Genomic DNA, 16,422 nt, shown 5'->3' with positions numbered 1-16,422 from the left:
GGGCAAGAGGGAACTCCAGGCCGAACGTTCGGTTGATCGAGGGGTGCACTGCGCCCTGGGCGCAGCGAGAAGCGGAGACGGTGAGAAAAGTCCGGTCAGACGTCCGCGAGCAGGATCGACGGGCGTTCCACGCAGTCGGCGACGTAGCGCAGGAAGCCGCCGGCCACGCCGCCGTCACACACACGGTGGTCGAAGCTGAACGACAGCTGGGTGACCTTGCGGACGGTCAGCTCCCCGTCCACGACCCACGGCTTGTCGACGATGCGGCCCACACCGAGGAGCGCGGCCTCCGGGTGGTTGATGATGGGTGTCGATCCGTCGACACCGAACACCCCGTAGTTGTTGAGGGTGAAGGTGCCGCCGGTCAGCGCCGCCGGCGGGAGGTTGCCGCCTCGGGCGAGTTCGGTCAACCGGGCCAGTTCCGCGGCCAGTTGGACCGTCGTCAGACGGTGGGCGTCGCGGACGACGGGGACCATCAGGCCGCGGTCGGTCTGGGCGGCGAAGCCCAGATGCACCTCGCCGAAGCGGACGATCTCGCGACGCTCGGTGTCGACGGTGGAGTTCAGCTCCGGGAAGCGGGCCAGTCCGGCGACACAGATACGGGCCAGCAGGGCGAGCAGCCCGACGCGGCCGCCCGGTGCGGCGGCGTTCAGTTCCCTCTTCGCCCGCAGCAGGCCCGTGGCGTCCACGTCGACCCAGGTGGTGGCGTCGGGGATCTCGGTGCGGCTGCGGGAGAGCTTGTCGGCGACCGCGCGGCGCAGTCCGCGCAGCGGGATGCGTTCGGGGCCCGCCGGCGCGGGGTCCCCCTGCGGTCGCGGAGCCGGAGCCGGCGTGGGCCGCGACGCGGTCTGCCGGGCCAGCTCGACGGCCTGCTCCACGTCACGGCGCAGCACGATCCCGGCCGGGCCGGAGGGCGTCAGAGCGGCGAGGTCGATTCCGTGGTCCCGGGCCATCCTGCGGACCAGCGGCGAGATGGCGCGGGGCGCCGTTCGTCGCGTGGGTCCGTCGGCCGGGGTCGGCGTCGGCGTCGTTTCCCGTGCGAGGAGCGCCGAGGGTGCCGGGCGGTCGGCCGCTGTCGGCTCGCCGGCCCGGGCAGCCGCGGGTCCGACGGCAGGGGACGTGCCGGTGGTCGACGGCATGCCGGGTCGCCTGCGTCGGCGGCGCGGGGCCGGGCCGTGGCCGGTGCCGTAGCCGATCAGGACGTTGCCGGAGCCGGCCTGCTCCTCCTCCCGGTACCGCTCCGCCGCGGTGTCCGGTCGAGCGGCAGCCCCGGCGGACCCGGCGAGGGACGGGCCGATCGGGCCCGCGCCCGGGTCGCCGTTCTGGCCGGAGGCCGCCGCACTCACCGTGATCAGCGGCTCCCCCACCGCCAGTGGCGTGCCGGCCTCCGCGTGCAGGCGCAGCACCGTGCCCGCGTACGGGACCGGCACCTCCACCGCCGCCTTGGCGGTCTCGACCTCGACGACGATCTGGTCGATCGTGACCGTGTCGCCGACCGCGACCTTCCACTCGACGATCTCGGCGTCGGTGAGGCCCTCACCGAGGTCGGGGAGCCGGAACAGCTGTTCGGCGTGTGTCGCGGTGGTCATGCGGCTGCTCCCTTCGGCAGGCCGAGGTGCCGGACGTCCGGGTCGTCGGCGAACTGGAGACGGTCGACGGCGTCGAGGATCCGGTCGACGCCGGGCAGGTGGGCGTGCTCCAGCTTGGGCGGCGGGTAGGGGATGTCGAAGCCGGTCACCCGCAGGACGGGCGCGGCCAGGGAGTGGAAGCAGCGTTCCTGGACGCGTGCGGCGATCTCCGCTCCGACGCCGGCGAAGCCCTGGGCCTCCTGGACGACCACGCAGCGGCCGGTGCGGCGTACGGACGCGGTGACCGTCTCGTCGTCGAAGGGCACGAGGGTGCGCAGGTCGACGACCTCCAAGTCGATGCCCTCGGCCGCCGCAGCCTCGGCCGCGGCCAGGGCGACCGGGACCGACGGGCCGTAGGCGACGAGTGTGGCGTCGTGGCCCTCCCGCCGGATCGCCGCCCGGCCGAAGGGCAGGGCGGCGCGGTGCCGGAGGCCGGTGTCCTCCTTCGACCAGTACAGCTTCTTGGGCTCCAGGAAGACCACCGGGTCGGGGTCGGCTACGGCGTCCCGCAGCAGCCAGTAGGCGTCCTCGGCCGTCGCGGGGGTGACGACCTTCAGCCCGGGGGTGTGCGCGTAGTACGCCTCGCTGGAGTCGCAGTGGTGTTCGACTCCGCCGATGCCGCCCGCGTAGGGGATGCGGATGACCATCGGCAGGTTCAGCCGTCCCCGGGTGCGGTTGCGCAGCTTGGCGACGTGCGAGGCGATCTGCTCGAACGCGGGGTAGGCGAAGGCGTCGAACTGCATCTCGACGACGGGCCGGAAGCCGCCCATCGCCATGCCGACGGCCAGACCCACGATGCCGGCCTCGGCCAGCGGGGTGTCGAAGCAGCGCTCCTCGCCGAAGTCACGGGTCAGCCCGTCGGTGATCCGGAAGACACCGCCCAGCGGGCCGACGTCCTCGCCGAAGACCAGCACCCGCTCGTCCTCGCTCAGCGCGTCGCGCAGCGCGGTGTTCAGCGCCTGCGCCATCGTCACTTTGGTCATGGTGGTCAGTCCTCCTGGGCAAACGGCGTGGCGATGTCGGCGGACTCGGCGCTCTCGGCGCTCTCGGCGCTCTCGGCGCTCTCGGCCAGTTCGGCCGCCAGCAGGGCGCGCTGTTCGCGCAGTTGCGGGGTCGGCTCGGCGTAGACGTGGTCGAACAGCTCCAGCGGGTCGCCGACGGTCTCGGCGTTCATCCCGGTGCGCAGCTCCGCGGCCAGTGCCTCCGCCTCCTCCCCCACGGCTGCGATGTCCTGGTCGGTGAGCGCGCCGCGCGCCCGCAGGTACGTCTCCAGGCGGATGAGCGGGTCGGCGGACCGCCACTGCTCGACCTCGTCCGCGTCCCGGTAGCGGGTGGCGTCGTCGGCGTTGGTGTGGGCGTCCATGCGGTAGGTGTGCGCCTCGACGAGGACGGGGCCGTGGCCGGCGCGGGCATGGGCGACGGCGTCGGTCAGCACGGCCAGGACGGCGACCGGGTCGTTGCCGTCGACCTGTTCGGAGCGCACCCCGTAGCCGACGCCCTTGTAGGCGAGGGCGGGTGCCGCGGTCTGCCGGGCCAGCGGGACGGAGATCGCGTACTTGTTGTTCTGGACGAAGAAGACGACCGGCGCGCGGAAGACCGCCGCGAAGTTCAGTGCCTCGTGGAAGTCTCCCTCGCTCGTGGCGCCGTCGCCGACGAGGGCCATCGCAACCCCGTCCTCGCCCTTGCGCCGCAGGGACTCCGCCATGCCGGTGGCGTGCAGGACCTGGGTGGCCAGGGGGGTGCACTGGGGCGCGGTGCGGGTGGCGGCCGGGTCGTAGCCGCAGTGCCAGTCGCCGCGCAGCAGTGTCAGCACCTCGACGGGGTCGATGCCGCGGGTGACCAGGGCGACGGAGTCCCGGTAGGTCGGGAAGAGCCAGTCGTCCGGGCGCAGCGCCAGCGCGGCGCCGACCTGGCAGGCCTCCTGCCCCCGGCTGGAGGGGTAGACCGCGAGCCGCCCCTGCTTGGTGAGGGCGGTCGCCTGGGTGTCGAACCGGCGCCCCAGCACCATCCGCCGGTGGGCCTCGCGCAGGACCTCGACCGGGGGCTCGGCGTACGCGGCCGGCGGCCTGGCCACCGGCGTGCCGTCCTCGGCCACGAACCGCACCGGCGTGAGCGACGGCAGGAGGCCCTGGACCGTCTGTCGGAGGCTCTTCACGGACATGGAGGGCGCTCGCTTTCTCTGGACACTTGACGGGAGAATGGTCGCTACTGCGGAATATGTGTTCAATACTTCGGCGGAACCGGCGATGAACTGCCGGATCCTGCGTCCCGGGAGAGCAATGTGTCCGAGGAATTCCCCGCGCCGGTCCAGGAGACCGGACGAACTGCCGCCCCCGTCCCGCTCGACGCCATCGACCGGCAGATCCTGGCCCTGCTCCTGAAGGACGGCCGGGTGTCGGTCCGGGCCCTCGCCGACCAGGTGCACATCTCACGCGCCAACGCCTACACACGTATCGGCAGGCTGCTCGCCGACGAGGTCGTCACCGGCTTCACCGCCCAGCTCAACCCGCAGCGGGCGGGCCTCGGCACCAGCGCGTACGTCACGATGTCGATCGAGCAGAACGCGTGGCGGGACATCTCGCGCGAGCTGCGCGAGATCCCCTACATCGAGCATGTCGCCCTCGTCACCGGGGACTTCGACGTCCTCGCCCTCGTCCGCACGCCCGACAACGCGCTGCTGCGCCGGATCGTGCTGGAGAACATCCAGGCGATCGCGGGTGTGCGGTCGACCCGCACCTGGCTGGTCTTCGACGAGGTGCGGGGGCGCGGGGCCGACTGGGGTGCCTGACCGCGCCGGTCACGCCGCCGCGGCGACGTGCCGCCGGGACCGTACGACCCGGAACCGGCCGGTGACGAAGTGGGCGCCCCCGGCCGGGAGGTCCGATCCGGCCGAGGAGGGGTCGGCGGGGAGGTCGTCCGCGAGGTTCTGCACCAGGTGGGCTCCGGCGTCCAGCGCCGCCGCCTCGGCGACCGCCAGCACCAGCGGATCGGTCGAGTGGACCGCCGCGTACAGCGCGCCGTGGCGGCCCACGGTACGGCGGAACAGTTCAAGGCTGTGCGCGGTCGAGTCGGTCCCGATCAGGAAGGCCACCGGCCCCGGCCACTCCCGGGCGTAGATCCGTTCGTCCCGTGCCTCCAGGCGCACGAGCAGCGGGCTGCGCACATCGGCGTGCGGATGGTCCGGATGACGCAGCGCCTGCGAGGGGTGCACCACCGTGCCGCATCGCGTGGCCCGCGCGAGTTCCGCCGCCACCGTGTCGTCGGTGATCGCTCCCACCAGCCTCGCCACGCGGGCGGGGTGCCCGAGCAGCCGGTCCACCGCCTCGCCGAGGTCGGCTCCGAGGTCCCGCAGACTCTTGCGTCCCTCGTCCGTCGCGATGCCCGCCGCCGGCGCCAGGAGGTTCTGCGGGGTGGTGCGGAGCCTGCCGTTGCACCGGCACAGGGAGGCCGCGAGGCCGCGCACGAGAGAGCGGTAGTCGTCGGTGGAGTCGACGATCACCGTGTTCAGGCCGGCCCGCTGGGCGAACACGACGGCCTGCCGGGCGTTCTGCTCCAGCCAGTCGGCGAACCGCGCCGACCCGGTGAAGTCGACGATGCGCACGGCCGGGTCCGTGGCCAGCCGCCGGTGCAACCGCTCCTTCGGCGGGGCCACCGCGAGCGTCACGATGTCCGGGGAGTGACCGGCCTCCGCCAGCACCTGCCGGGCCACGCGCACGGTGATCGCCAGCGGCAGTACGGCCCTCGGGTGCGGAGCCACGATCACGGGATTGCCGGTGACCAGGCTGGCGAAGAGGCCCGGATAGCCGTTCCAGAGCGGATAGTCGGCGCAGCCGATGAGCAGGGACACCCCGCGGGGCACCAGGGTGCAGGTGCCCCGCATCTCCAGCGGACGTCCCCGCCCCCGGACGCTCTCCCAGCGCAGGTCGGCCGGAACGCGCTCGGACTCGGCGAAGGCCTGGGCCACCGCCTCCAGCGCGCGGTTCTGGGCGCGCGGCCCGGCGGCCCGGAGCGCCGCCGTCGGCGGCTGGCCGGTGGTGTGGTGCACCGCGAGGGCCAGTTCATGACTGCGGGTGTTGAGCCGTCGCAGAATCTCGACGGCCAGACCGGCCCGTTCGGACGGGCCCGCGGCACGCCATCCGGCCGTCGCCCGGGTGGCCGCGGCCACCAGCACCGCGGGATCGCAGTGCGGATAGCCGATGCCCATGGCGATCCCGTACGGGGAGAACTCGGTGGCCACCCGGCCCAGTTCGCCCGGCTGGTCGAGGTCGAAGGGCCGTCCCAGCAGGGAGGCGAAGACCTTCGCGGCCGTCCGGGTCGATCGCATGCCCGCATCCGCGGCGTCCTGCCCGGTCGCCGCCGTGAAGGGCATACGGCACTCACCGGCCGCCATGGCCCGTACGACGTCGTGGAGCAGCGCCCGGTGCCGCTCGTAGGCGGTGGGGCCCACGGCCGTCAGCCTCTCCACGCCGCAGCGAGGGCGAGGAGGGTGTCGTTCTCCTCCGGCAGGCCGATCGTCACCCGGACCCCCTCACCCGGGAACGGACGGACCACGACCCGCCCGTCCAGACAGTGCAGGGCGAAGCCGGCGCTGTCGTCCGCGAGCGGCAGCCACACGAAGTTGGCCTGGGACGCGGGGACTTCGAAGCCGAGTGCGCGCAGTCTCCCGGTCACCCGCTCCCGCTCGGCGGTGGTCAGCGCGGCACGGCGGGCGACCTCGGCGCGCTCGCCGAGGGCGACGACGGCGGCTTCCTGCGCGAGTGCGCTGACGCTGAACGGCACCTGGGTCTTGCGCACATGGCCGGCGATCTCCGGTGGCGCGACACAGTACCCGGCGCGCAGGCCCGCCAGGCCGTACGCCTTGGAGAACGTGCGCAGCACCACGACGTTGGGCCGGTCGCCGAGCAGCGCCAGGCCGTCGGGGACCAGCGCCGGGTCGGCGTACTCCCGGTAGGCCTCGTCGACGACCACCAGCACGTCCCCGGGCACGCGGTCGACGAAGTCGCGCAGGGCCTTCTCGCCGACCGCGGTGGAGGTGGGGTTGTTGGGGTTGCAGACGAAGACCAGCCGGGTCCGGGCGGTGATCGCCGCCGCCATCGCGTCAAGGTCCAGCGCGTGGTCGCGCAGCGGCACCCGGACCGCCGTACCGCCCGCCACGGCGGTGAGGATCGGGTACGCCTCGAAGGAGCGCCAGCCGAAGACGACCTCGTCGCCCGCTGCGACGACCGCGTGCAGCAGCTGGCCGCAGACCTCGGAGGACCCCGCGCCCACCGCGATCCGGTCGGGGTCGACTCCGTGGTGGTCGGCTATGGCCCGCACGAGGCGGGTGGCGCTCAGGTCGGGATAGCGCGACACGCCGCCCGCCAGTTCGGCCAGCCTCCCGGCGACGCCCGGCAGCAGCCCGTACGGGGTTTCGTTGCTGGCCAGCACGATCGCGCCGGGGAGTTTGCGACCCGGGACGTAGGAGGGCAGCTCCGCCAGGGAGGAACGGACACGCACCATGCTCGACTCGCTTCTGCGGTGGTGAGGCCCGGGGCCGCGCCTCCGGGCACTTGTGACAGGGAAATGGTGGAGATAGCGCGACAAACGCTCAACCCTTTGGGGAATTCGACGACAAATCGCCGATGATCACCCCGCACGGCGGCAAGGCGTCTTTGTACCGGCTGGTACCGGACGCCCCCACGAGACGGACTGCGCGGCGGCAGTCGTGCCCGACCGACCGTGATGGGTCGGGCACATGGTCATGCGCTCCACCTCGCGAGCTCTTCCTGGACCCTTGTCTCGCCCGAGGAGACTGCCCGTGCCCGGTTCCGGACTCACTCGCCCCCTGCGCCCGCTGTCGGGCGTCGTGACGCTCCGACAGCTTGAGAAGCAGCAAGGACAGGCCTGACAGCACCACCAGAACGATGCCTACGACGACGTCGGTGACCTGGGTGCCGTCGAACACCTCGGTGTTCTGCCGACTGATGACCCACGGCGAGGCGATCATCCAGGCCCCGGCTGCCAGCACTGCCGGATCGGAGCACTTGCCGGGGTAACGGCTGAACCGGGCCGTCGCGAGGAACAGGACGATCAGCCCGACACCCAGTTCGTTTCGGTGTGCGTCCTTGGCCGTCTCGGGATAGCCGGCGATCCACGGCGCCATGAACAGCACCAACGCGCAGATGATCAAGAACAGCCGATGATCTGTTGTCGTTGCCCTCGCAACAGAATCTGCCGGGAGTCCCGATCGGAACGGGCAGTGCCGGGATTCCGCACGGTCTCCATATCGACCGCCTCCGCCTGACGGGGGTGGCCGACCGGGTTCCCGGACTCCCGGCGAGTGGTAACGCCGCCCACCGGCCGGGCTGCTCCCAGTGGGCGAAGTGCATCTGTTCGGTCCCTCTGTTCAGTCGAGGATCGCGGTGGCTTCGATCTCGACCAGGTGGTCGGGGACGTCCAGGGCCGCAACACCCAGCAGCGTCGCCGGCGGGACCGGGGTGATGCCCAGCTTGGTGGACGCCCGGGAGATGCCTTCCAGGAGGCGGGGCATCTTGTCGGGGGTCCAGTCGACGACGTAGACGGTCAGTTTCGCCACGTCGTCGAAGGAGCCGCCGGCCTCGGCCAGGGCGGTGCCGATGTTGAGGTAGCACTGCTCGACCTGAGCCGCGAGGTCGCCTTCGCCGACCGTGGTCCCCTCGGCGTCCCAGGCGACCTGGCCGGCGATGAAGACCAGCTTCGATCCGGTCGCGATCGACACCTGCCGGTAGACGTCGATCTTGGGCAATCCACTCGGGTTCACCAGGTTGATGGCCATGCTGCCTGCCTCCTCGTCCTGAGCGCCTGTGGGCTCGTGTCCACCCGTCCGAGGCGCCCTCGGTCTCTTGTGGTTACTCAGGAACCGTAGGAGAGTGGCCGCTGACATGGAAGAACGCACTTTCCAGTGACTGGGGAACCCGATGGTGACCAAACAGATCAAGGGCCCATCCGACGAAGCAGACTTCAGGCGCGCGGACTCATTGGCGCGAGAGATCTTCTCCGACGTCGCCAACAAGTGGGCGTTCCTGATCATCGAGACTCTCGGTGAACGCACGCTGCGCTTCAGCGAGCTGCGGAACCAGATCGAGGGCATCAGCCACAAGATGCTCACCCAGAACCTGCGCATGCTGGAGCGCAACGGCCTGGTCGAGAGAGACGTACACCCCACCGTCCCTCCGCGTGTCGAGTACACCCTCACCGAGCCGGGCCAGGGCCTGCGCGCGACCGTCGACGCCATGTGCGACTGGACGCATCGCTACTTCGGGCACATCGAGTCGGCCCGCCACCGCTTCGACGGTAGAGGGCTGACGGCTGACGGGGCGGCTGGCTGACGGCTGACGGCTGGTCACGATCTACTGCTGGAGCACCAGACCCAGCCTGAGGCTGATGGGACAACCTCTAGTGCCATAGGGCGTCGACCACGGCAGTGAGGCCGGCGCCCCCGGCCAGGACGACACAGGCACTGGCGGCATGGCGTTTGAGCAGGTCACGTCGTAGTTCCCGGTAACGGTTCTCGTACTGGTCACGCAGTTCGACGATGTGGTGGGCCAGTGTGTGCCGCGTACCAGTGAGGCGCTGTTCGATGTAGAGACGCGTGATCTCTTCGGCCTGTGCGGTGGTCGCCCACGGCAGTCGCGAGCACAGCGCCTCCGCTTCCTCGCGCGCCTGGAGGTGGCAGATCCGGGCCTTGAGGTAGCCCTCGACCTCACCGACGAGTGCCGTGTCGCGGTCGGCGTGCGCACGGTCGCTCCCGCCCTTGCTCATGAGCGGTCGCCCGTGGGTCCTTCGGCCTCGACGACGTCACGCCGTCCGACATTCGCCGCGTGCTCCTGCTCGGCGATGTGCGGGTGGTGCAGATCGAAGGCGGGGGATTCGGACCGGATCCTGGGCAGCGTGATGAAGTTGTGGCGCGGAGGCGGACACGAGGTGGCCCATTCCAGGGACCGGCCGTACCCCCAAGGTTCGTTGACGTCGACCTTCTTGCCGGTTTTGGCGGTCTTCCAGACGTTGCAGAGGAACGGCAGGGTGGACAACCCGAGCACGAACGCGCCGACACTGGAGAGCGTGTTGAGAGCGGTACAACCGTCGGCGGCCAGATGGTCGGCGTAGCGGCGGGGCATTCCTTTTTCGGCTCCGAGCCAGTGCTGCGCGAGGAACGTGGTGTGCAAGCCGACGAAGAGGGCCCAGAAGTGGATCTTCTCCAGGCGGTGGTCGAGCATGGTGCCGGTCATCTTCGGCCACCAGAAGCTGGCACGGGAGAGACTGGCTCAGTCATCGGTCGCCATCAGCATCCTTTGTCGGTCGCCGCAACACAGCAGTTCCAGGGGCAGGCCGCGTGCGCAGATCGCGCTTCGGGCAGGTCAGGCGCGTGACGCCGGTCGCGAAAAACCTATTCCAGCACTCCGTCCCACTTGCGGGCTCACTGAACACATCAGACCGAATGATGGCTTTTTCTATTCTTTCGGGTGAACTGCTCCGCCAGGCGCACCGACGGCCGAAAGACGCGGGGACTGGTGAGCCGGCGGGGTCAAGACACCCCATCGCGAAGCGTGTTGAACGGCGGGACGCCGTGACACCGTAGGCGCTTCGGCCGACCGCGACGTGGTCGTGCGGCCCCACCGGGCGGCCCCGTGCGCAGGGACGGCGCTGGAGTGGGCTGCGGTCCGTCCGTCCGCGACAAGGGCGCGCAGGATCATCGACAGCCCTGCCCCCTTTACAGAAGTCATGACTCAGGTCGCCCAGTGAGGGCACCCGCCCGCAGCCCCGCTCCTGCGGCACCGCCCCACCGGAAGGGCTGGTTCCCGTCGGCACCGCGTAGACGGGAACTGGTGTCCGACCGCTTGCGGGTGAACGTTTGCCATGCTGAAAGAAGCGGCCAGAGAGGTGGCGAGCGAGCGTGGACGCATCGGAGCGGATGCCGGAAGTGCTGACCGACACGGCACGGCCCCAGCCGGAACCCGGCGCTGCGCCCCCTTCACGGCACGGCGACGGACACCGGCAGCGACGTCGACGGCGGCACCGGCGCCGGTAGTGGGCCTTCGCACAAGGCGTAGCGTGGAAGATGTGAGGACGGGGAACGTGACGGCCCCCGCCCTCACCCAGGCGTTGCGGGACCCGGCCGGTGCTCGCCGTCGTCCGTCGTCCGCTCACTTCCGCCGGAGGCGGGCGGGTCCGGCGCGACCCCGGGTGAGGGGGCGGATTGCGCCTTCTTCAGCGCCGCGTCGAGGGCTTCCTGGACCTCGTCGGGCAGGTGGTGAGTGAGCACCCAGTCGACGATGAGACCGGCGATCTCGCGCAGTTTGATGTTGGTGTGCTGGGAGACGTCCTTGAGAACGTCGAAACCCTGCTGAGGGCGTAGTGCACCGAGGGCGATGATCACCCCGATCGCCTGATCGATCACCGCATGGGATGTGATGGCCGTTTGCAGTTGTTCATTGTCCCGCTGAAGATCGATGATCTTGGCTACGGGGTCATCCGACCCCTGCGGATGGCGCACTTCAGCCGACTCGGGACGGCTGTTGTGCGGGACACCCATCGTTATCACGCTCCCATTGCAGCGGCTTTCGGCGCCCGCCCGGACGCAACGCCCGTCCGAACGCGCCGACGACACCACCACTCTTACCCGCAAACCCGCTCTGTCGGCATCTCAATCTGTGTGCCATGGCCCGCATGTCCGTAAGTGCCAGACGCCACGCGGACACCCTGCGCTTCGTGCTGTTCGAGGCCAGACCCGCCGGGCCTTGAGTTTCCTCAGCTGGTACGCGCCAGTGACCTGTCCCCGAGTCAGGTCCGTTCCGGGCTCGCGGCCTTGAAGGGCCAGGCCGCGGAGAAGGGCTGGCACCCGCTGACCTGGACCCGGCAGACGGGCTACCAGCTCGGAGCCGAGCGGGCGGTGCTGGAGGCATACGAACTGGCCGTGAACAAGGAGAAGCTGACCGAGTTCCGGTTCATCACCGGCACCGTCGCCCCGCACACCGCCGCCCACCCGGGCGACAAGTGGGTCAAGCACATCGTCGCCCAGCTCGACTCCATCGAGTCCGCCCTCGACCTCATCGCCAGCTCGTGACCTGTGGCGGGACCGCCCTGCGGGCGCCCCCTCGACACTCGTTCGGAGGCACCCGTCATGCGCCGACGCCGCTATCCCTCGGACACCACGAACGCTGAATGGGCCCTGCTCGAAGGGCTGTGGCCGACCCCGGCATGCGAGACCAGCGAGTGCGGTCGGCCGGAGAAGCATCCCCGCCGCGAGATCGTCGACGCGATCCGCTACGTCGTGGACACCGGCTGCAAGTGGCGGGCTCTGCCTGCGGATTTCCCGCCCTGGCCGCACGGTCTGGGGGGTCATGGCCCGCTGGGCCGCGGCCGGGATCATCGGGCAGATCCGTGACCATCTCGCCGGGCGGATCCGCCGCGACATGGGCAAAGGCCCCCGGGCGGTGGACACCGTGCTTGACTCCCCGAGCGTGAAAGCCGCGGAGACCGTCTCCAAGGCCACCCGCGGCCACGACGCGGGCGAAGAAGATCAACGGCCGCAAGCGCCACCTGGTCGTCGACACCCGCGGCCTACCCCTCATGGTCATGGTCATCCCCGCCGACCTGCACGACACCGCAGCCGCCAAGGAAGGTCCCTTCCGCCTGCGCCTGATGCACCCCGAGTCACCATCGTCTGTGCCGACTCCGCCTACGCCGGGAAACTCGTCGACTGGGCGAAACAGCACCTCAACCTCACCAACAAGCCCATCAGCCGTCCCAAGGACGCCTCCGGCTTCGTCGTGCTCCCACGCCGCTGGGTCGTCGAACGCAGCCTGGCGTGGATGATGCACGCCCGCCGCCACGCGAGGGACTACGAACGGCTCATCCCGCACTCCGAGACCCTGATCACCTGGGCAGCCATCACCCTCATGACCAGGCGCCTCGCCCGAAAGGGCGCCACCCCCAGCTGGCCGAGGAAACCGGCGCCGGTCGATCCTTGAGCCTCTGGCCAGCCCAACGAGGCCTGGTGTGAACCGCTACCGGCGGCGGCAGCAGAACTCTGCATGAGTGGGACGGGGAAAGGCGCGGGAGACGATGTCGAACCCGGCGCGTTGCAGCATGCCCTCGACGATCCAGGTGTAGGTGGAGAACTCCTCTCGGACATGGGCTTCGAAGTCGGCCTTGGTGAAGCCCTCGCCGTCCGGACGGCCTGCTGCATCGATCCACTGCTGCAGGTGGGTCTCTGCGCTGGAGGGCTCGAAACTGAAGATCACGTCCCACAAGTAGAAGACCCCGCCACGACGGAGCATCCCGGCTGCGTTGAGCAGGGCCTGCTGTTTCCAGAAGTCCGGGAGCTGGTGCAGGGCCGACTTCGTAGTCACCACGTCGGCGAGAGGGCCCTGGTGGGTGTAGTCGAGAAAGCCGGCGTGGTGCCATTGCGGTGCAACACCGAACCGGTCAGCCCGCGCCTTGGCGAAGGCCAGCATTTCCTCGGAGACGTCCACACCGTGCGCGACGGCCCCGCGCTGTGCGGCCTGGACGGCCAGTGAGCCGGTGCCGCACGCGAGATCGACCAGTTGGGTGCCTGCACTGACGCCCAAGCGGTCCAGCAGCACGTCGTCAGCTTGCGGGTCAGTGCCCTGGTTGCGGTCGTAGGCAGCGACTGCGGCCTTGCTGCCCAAGTCGATGCCGACCGGCGCATATTCGGAGAAGTACCAGACAGGACGGGAATGTGTGGTGTCGCTTCGTGGCATGCCCCGTTTGTAGGCTGCCGACAGGACTTACGGCAACGGCAACTTACGTACCGCGGCATTGCGAAAGGTGAAAGGTGCAGGATCACGACCAGTACCGCCTGTTCCTCCACCTCGCGGAGACGCTCAGCTTCACCCGCACCGCTGCTGACTGCCACGTCAGCCCTGCCACCCTGTCCCGCACCGTGCAGCGGCTTGAGGCCGCCACCGGACACCGCCTCCTCGACCGCGGCCCTCACGGGGTATGCCTGACCACGCACGGCCGCGCCTTCCGCCAATACGCAGCCGAAGCCCTGGACCTATGGACCCGCTACCGCAGCGACGGTGCAGCAGACGACGACCTCAGCGGACACCTGCGGGTGTTCGCCTCCGTCACCGCATGCCACACCCTCCTGCCCGACCTGCTCACCCCGCTGCGCGACGCGCACCCGCGCGTGAGCATCTCCTTACGCACCGGCGACGCCGCAGCCGCCCTTGCCCTGCTCGACCAGGGCGAGGCCGACCTTGCCGTCGCAGCCCTCCCAGCCCGGATTCCCGCCACCGTGCTCGCCCGACAGATCACGCAGACCTCGCTCGTCCTCGTCCAGGCCAGGCCCCCGTTGGACGACGAGGAGTTCACCGCCGCAGCGGAGCCCTTCGTCCTGCCACGGCAGGGACTCGTGCGCGCTGCCGCAGACCAGTGGTTCCGAGACCTGGGCATCCATCCGCACATCGCTGCCGAGACCGACGGCCATGAAGCGCTGCTCACCCTTGTCGCTCTGGGCTACGGCACGGGCATCGTCCCCGATCTTGTCCTGCAACACAGCGGACTCCGCACCAGATTTCGCCAGGTGACCGCCCCATCCGTACCAGATCGGCTCACCATCGGCGTCTGCATCCGACGGGCCGACGTACACCGCCCCTTGGTCGCCGCAGCCTGGGCGGCAACCCAGCCGGGCAGAGCGGACCGCCTAGCTCAGCTGTGACGGGGTTCAAAAACACGCACTCAGAGGGCGTTTATGCAGTTCAAGCCCTAAATATGGCTCTCGCCCCTGCCCTGCTTTGGGGGCCTTCATCCCATAGGCGGCGAATGATGCTCTCCAGGGCGGATGCTCAGCCATCCGTCTCGTTCGCTTTCACGCCTGGAACTCCGTCTGGTTTGAAGTTGCCATGGAATCGCCCAGTGAGCGACGGAACCGAGCCCTCCGCCTCGCACGTGATCACGCTACGCCGTCAGCGAGCGCAAGCCGTACCCCAGCGACCTGTCCGACGCCCGATGGGCCCTGATCGAGCCGATGTTGACGGCCTGGACAAAGGCCCGACTCGACCGCAGATCAACCGGACAGCCGGCCAAGGTCGATTTACGGGACGTCTTCAACGCCATCCTCTACGTGAACCGCACCGGAATCCCCTGGAAATACCTCCCGCACGACTTCCCGAACCACGGCACCGTTTACGCCTACTACGCCGCCTGGCGCGACGAAGGATTCTTCACCCAGCTCAACTACGACCTGACCGGACTGGCGCGAGTAAAAGAGGGGCTCAAGCCCGAGCCGACCGCATCCGTGATCGACACGCAGAGCGTGAAGACTTCCACCAACGTGCCCGTGACCAGCCAGGGAACGGACGCCGCGAAGAAGATCGTGGGCCGAAAGCGGGGCATCCTCGCCGTGACCGTCACCGCCGCCGGCCTCTCGGAGAACGCCCTGGGAATCCGCCTCCTCGACCAGGCGAAGGAGATGCACCCGACCATCTCGAAGAGCTGGGTCGACACCGGCTTCAAGAATGCCGTCGTCGAGCACGGCGCCACCCTCGGAATCGACGTCGAAGTCGTCAACCGGAATCCGGAGAGCCGCGGCTTTCAGGTCGTGAAAAGGCGCTGGGTGGTGGAGCGGAGTATCGGCTGGATCATGATGCACCGCCGCCTCGCCCGCGACTACGAGACCCTCACCGCCAGCTCCGAGGCCATGATCCACATCGCCTCGATCGACAAACTCGCCAGGCGCATAACGGACGAGACGACACCCACCTGGCGAGGAGCGTACTAGGGCGTAAACGGCAATCTGCCCACTTAAACGCCCTCTCAGGCTGCCGAGTACAGCTCGGCGCTCAAGGTCCGCGGGGTGCAGTACGACGCGCCCGGCCGGGACTCCGACAGCTTCTCTTCCGGCAACACCCGCGGTGGATTCAGCGGGTCACGGGTTTCGCGGCAGAACCTGTTCGCCTCGGAACGCAGCCCCAGCGGCCAGCGGCAGTACCCGGACAGCGCGGTCGACCGTGTCCAGCTGATCCAGCAGTTGTACGCCGCCGGGCTGCCGAGCAAGTCGATCGCGGATCTGTTGCCGTGTGTCGTGAACGGTGCCGCCACGCCAGAGCTGATCGACCGGCTGTCGGCGGAAGGGGATCGCATCGACAGCCGGATCGGCGATCTGGTGGGGTTCTGGCGCTCGGTTCCGAGCGGCGATTGCTCGGTGCGGTCGTGGTCAAGGACGTGGTATGGCTGACTCGCCAGCAGAATCCAGCGGAAGTTCGGGATTACTCGTTGACTGGCGGGACGTCGGCAGGTCTCGGGTTCGCCGGATCGGAGAGAAGAGCAGGATCAGTGCGGCGAGCGGGACTCCCGCTGTCGTGATGGCCATGGCGGTGCGGAGGCCGAGCGCGGTTCCGAGCGTGCCGCCGAGCAGTGCTCCGATGGGGATCGTTCCGTAGCTGAGGAATGCTGTGCTTGCGGTGAGGCGACCGAGGAGATGCGGCGGACAGTAGCGTTGCTGAAAGCTCGCCTTGATGATGTTGCCGGCCACGACGCCCGCGACGACGCTGGAGCCGCCTGTCACAAAGAGCAGGACCCCGGCTCCGCCGACGGTCAGCGGGATGAGCAGACCGAGCATGGGAAGTCCCAGTTCGAACAGCAGTGTCGCGCGAGCCGTGCCGATCCGGTGAGCGACCCGGCGTGCAGCGAATGCCCCGGCCACGCCTCCGGCGCTAGGGCCTGTGTGATGTTGTGATCAGCCAGTTGCCTTCAGCAGGTCGTTGATCCAGATCATCGAGGCACGGAGGTGGAGGCCGGCGAGGTAGCT

15 protein-coding genes and 4 pseudogenes are annotated in these 16,422 nt (G+C 69.7%); 7 read left to right on the top strand and 12 right to left on the bottom strand.

The window, feature by feature from the left end; all coding sequences use genetic code 11:
• Positions 1-95: 95 nt before the first annotated feature.
• Genes ACWCRJ_RS41695 through pdhA form a run of 3 tightly spaced genes read right to left on the bottom strand, consistent with a single transcriptional unit; the run spans position 96 to position 3,789 of the window.
• On the bottom strand, positions 96-1,589 hold the full coding sequence (locus ACWCRJ_RS41695; RefSeq protein ID WP_450944194.1) for a dihydrolipoamide acetyltransferase family protein: 1,494 nt from the start codon (positions 1,587-1,589) through the stop codon (positions 96-98).
• The gene (locus tag ACWCRJ_RS41690; RefSeq protein WP_450944193.1) at positions 1,586-2,611 is read right to left on the bottom strand and encodes an alpha-ketoacid dehydrogenase subunit beta; all 1,026 of its coding nucleotides are present in this window, start codon (positions 2,609-2,611) and stop codon (positions 1,586-1,588) included. Before ACWCRJ_RS41690 ends, ACWCRJ_RS41695 begins: the two co-directional genes overlap by 4 nt.
• A gap of 5 nt (positions 2,612-2,616) precedes the next feature.
• On the bottom strand, positions 2,617-3,789 hold the full coding sequence (gene pdhA / locus ACWCRJ_RS41685) for a pyruvate dehydrogenase (acetyl-transferring) E1 component subunit alpha (protein WP_450944192.1): 1,173 nt from the start codon (positions 3,787-3,789) through the stop codon (positions 2,617-2,619).
• Positions 3,790-3,909: 120 nt separating this feature from the next.
• Between pdhA and ACWCRJ_RS41680 the strand changes: the two genes are divergently transcribed.
• Positions 3,910-4,416, top strand: a complete 507-nt coding sequence (locus tag ACWCRJ_RS41680) for an Lrp/AsnC family transcriptional regulator (RefSeq protein WP_450944191.1) — start codon at positions 3,910-3,912, stop codon at positions 4,414-4,416.
• Between the two features lie 9 nt (positions 4,417-4,425).
• Here the strand turns inward: ACWCRJ_RS41680 and paaN are convergent, their stop codons facing one another.
• From paaN to ACWCRJ_RS41660, 4 genes are all read right to left on the bottom strand, one after another.
• Complete coding sequence (gene paaN, locus ACWCRJ_RS41675) at positions 4,426-6,093, bottom strand: phenylacetic acid degradation protein PaaN (RefSeq protein ID WP_450944190.1); 1,668 nt, start codon at positions 6,091-6,093, stop codon at positions 4,426-4,428.
• On the bottom strand, positions 6,081-7,127 hold the full coding sequence (gene hisC, locus ACWCRJ_RS41670; RefSeq protein WP_450944189.1) for a histidinol-phosphate transaminase: 1,047 nt from the start codon (positions 7,125-7,127) through the stop codon (positions 6,081-6,083). Before hisC ends, paaN begins: the two co-directional genes overlap by 13 nt.
• An 88-nt stretch (positions 7,128-7,215) precedes the next feature.
• Positions 7,216-7,779, bottom strand: coding sequence for an SPW repeat domain-containing protein (locus ACWCRJ_RS41665; RefSeq protein ID WP_450944218.1), 564 nt, complete (start codon positions 7,777-7,779; stop codon positions 7,216-7,218).
• Positions 7,780-8,013: 234 nt separating this feature from the next.
• Positions 8,014-8,421 (bottom strand): RidA family protein, encoded by a 408-nt coding sequence (locus ACWCRJ_RS41660; RefSeq protein ID WP_450944188.1) that lies wholly within the window; start codon positions 8,419-8,421, stop codon positions 8,014-8,016.
• A gap of 142 nt (positions 8,422-8,563) precedes the next feature.
• Between ACWCRJ_RS41660 and ACWCRJ_RS41655 the strand changes: the two genes are divergently transcribed.
• Entirely contained in the window at positions 8,564-8,974 is a 411-nt protein-coding gene (locus tag ACWCRJ_RS41655) for a winged helix-turn-helix transcriptional regulator (protein ID WP_450944187.1), read from the top strand.
• A gap of 67 nt (positions 8,975-9,041) precedes the next feature.
• Here ACWCRJ_RS41655 and ACWCRJ_RS41650 read toward each other — a convergent pair whose 3' ends face one another.
• The 3 genes and pseudogenes from ACWCRJ_RS41650 to ACWCRJ_RS41640 all read right to left on the bottom strand — a co-directional run bounded on the left by ACWCRJ_RS41650 (position 9,042) and on the right by ACWCRJ_RS41640 (position 11,178).
• A complete protein-coding gene (locus ACWCRJ_RS41650) occupies positions 9,042-9,407 on the bottom strand; it encodes a hypothetical protein (RefSeq protein WP_450944186.1) in 366 nt (121 codons plus the stop codon).
• A pseudogene (locus tag ACWCRJ_RS41645) lies at positions 9,404-9,889 on the bottom strand (cbb3-type cytochrome c oxidase subunit I); the annotation flags it as partial. The gene ACWCRJ_RS41650 and the pseudogene ACWCRJ_RS41645, both read right to left, overlap by 4 nt.
• A gap of 848 nt (positions 9,890-10,737) precedes the next feature.
• Entirely contained in the window at positions 10,738-11,178 is a 441-nt protein-coding gene (locus ACWCRJ_RS41640; RefSeq protein ID WP_450944185.1) for an ANTAR domain-containing protein, read from the bottom strand.
• Positions 11,179-11,303: 125 nt separating this feature from the next.
• Here ACWCRJ_RS41640 and ACWCRJ_RS41635 point away from each other — a divergent pair.
• A pseudogene (locus tag ACWCRJ_RS41635) lies at positions 11,304-11,709 on the top strand (RacP protein).
• Positions 11,710-11,766: 57 nt separating this feature from the next.
• Positions 11,767-12,598 (top strand): annotated as a pseudogene (locus ACWCRJ_RS41630) (IS5 family transposase); the annotation flags it as partial.
• Positions 12,599-12,652: 54 nt separating this feature from the next.
• On the opposite strand, the gene ACWCRJ_RS41625 reads toward ACWCRJ_RS41630, so the two are convergent.
• Complete coding sequence (locus tag ACWCRJ_RS41625) at positions 12,653-13,369, bottom strand: class I SAM-dependent methyltransferase (RefSeq protein ID WP_450944184.1); 717 nt, start codon at positions 13,367-13,369, stop codon at positions 12,653-12,655.
• A 74-nt stretch (positions 13,370-13,443) separates the two neighbouring features.
• Here ACWCRJ_RS41625 and ilvY point away from each other — a divergent pair, with 74 nt between their 5' ends.
• The 3 genes from ilvY (at position 13,444) to ACWCRJ_RS41610 (ending at position 15,849) form a co-directional block, all read left to right on the top strand.
• Positions 13,444-14,331, top strand: a complete 888-nt coding sequence (gene ilvY, locus ACWCRJ_RS41620) for an HTH-type transcriptional activator IlvY (protein ID WP_450944183.1) — start codon at positions 13,444-13,446, stop codon at positions 14,329-14,331.
• Positions 14,332-14,607: 276 nt separating this feature from the next.
• Positions 14,608-15,393 carry an IS5 family transposase gene (locus ACWCRJ_RS41615; RefSeq protein ID WP_450944217.1) on the top strand — a complete coding sequence of 262 codons (786 nt, stop codon included), beginning with the start codon at positions 14,608-14,610 and terminating at the stop codon, positions 15,391-15,393.
• Between the two features lie 75 nt (positions 15,394-15,468).
• Complete coding sequence (locus ACWCRJ_RS41610; RefSeq protein ID WP_450944182.1) at positions 15,469-15,849, top strand: MerR family transcriptional regulator; 381 nt, start codon at positions 15,469-15,471, stop codon at positions 15,847-15,849.
• Here the strand turns inward: ACWCRJ_RS41610 and ACWCRJ_RS41605 are convergent.
• A pseudogene (locus tag ACWCRJ_RS41605) lies at positions 15,829-16,329 on the bottom strand (MFS transporter); the annotation flags it as partial. The gene ACWCRJ_RS41610 and the pseudogene ACWCRJ_RS41605 sit on opposite strands and share 21 nt — an antisense overlap.
• Between the last annotated feature and the right edge of the window lie 93 nt (positions 16,330-16,422).

The sequence above is a fragment of the Streptomyces sp. NPDC002324 genome (assembly GCF_053593335.1).
Note: the sequence above shows the minus strand (reverse complement) of the source record. Positions and strands in the feature narration are given on the sequence as shown.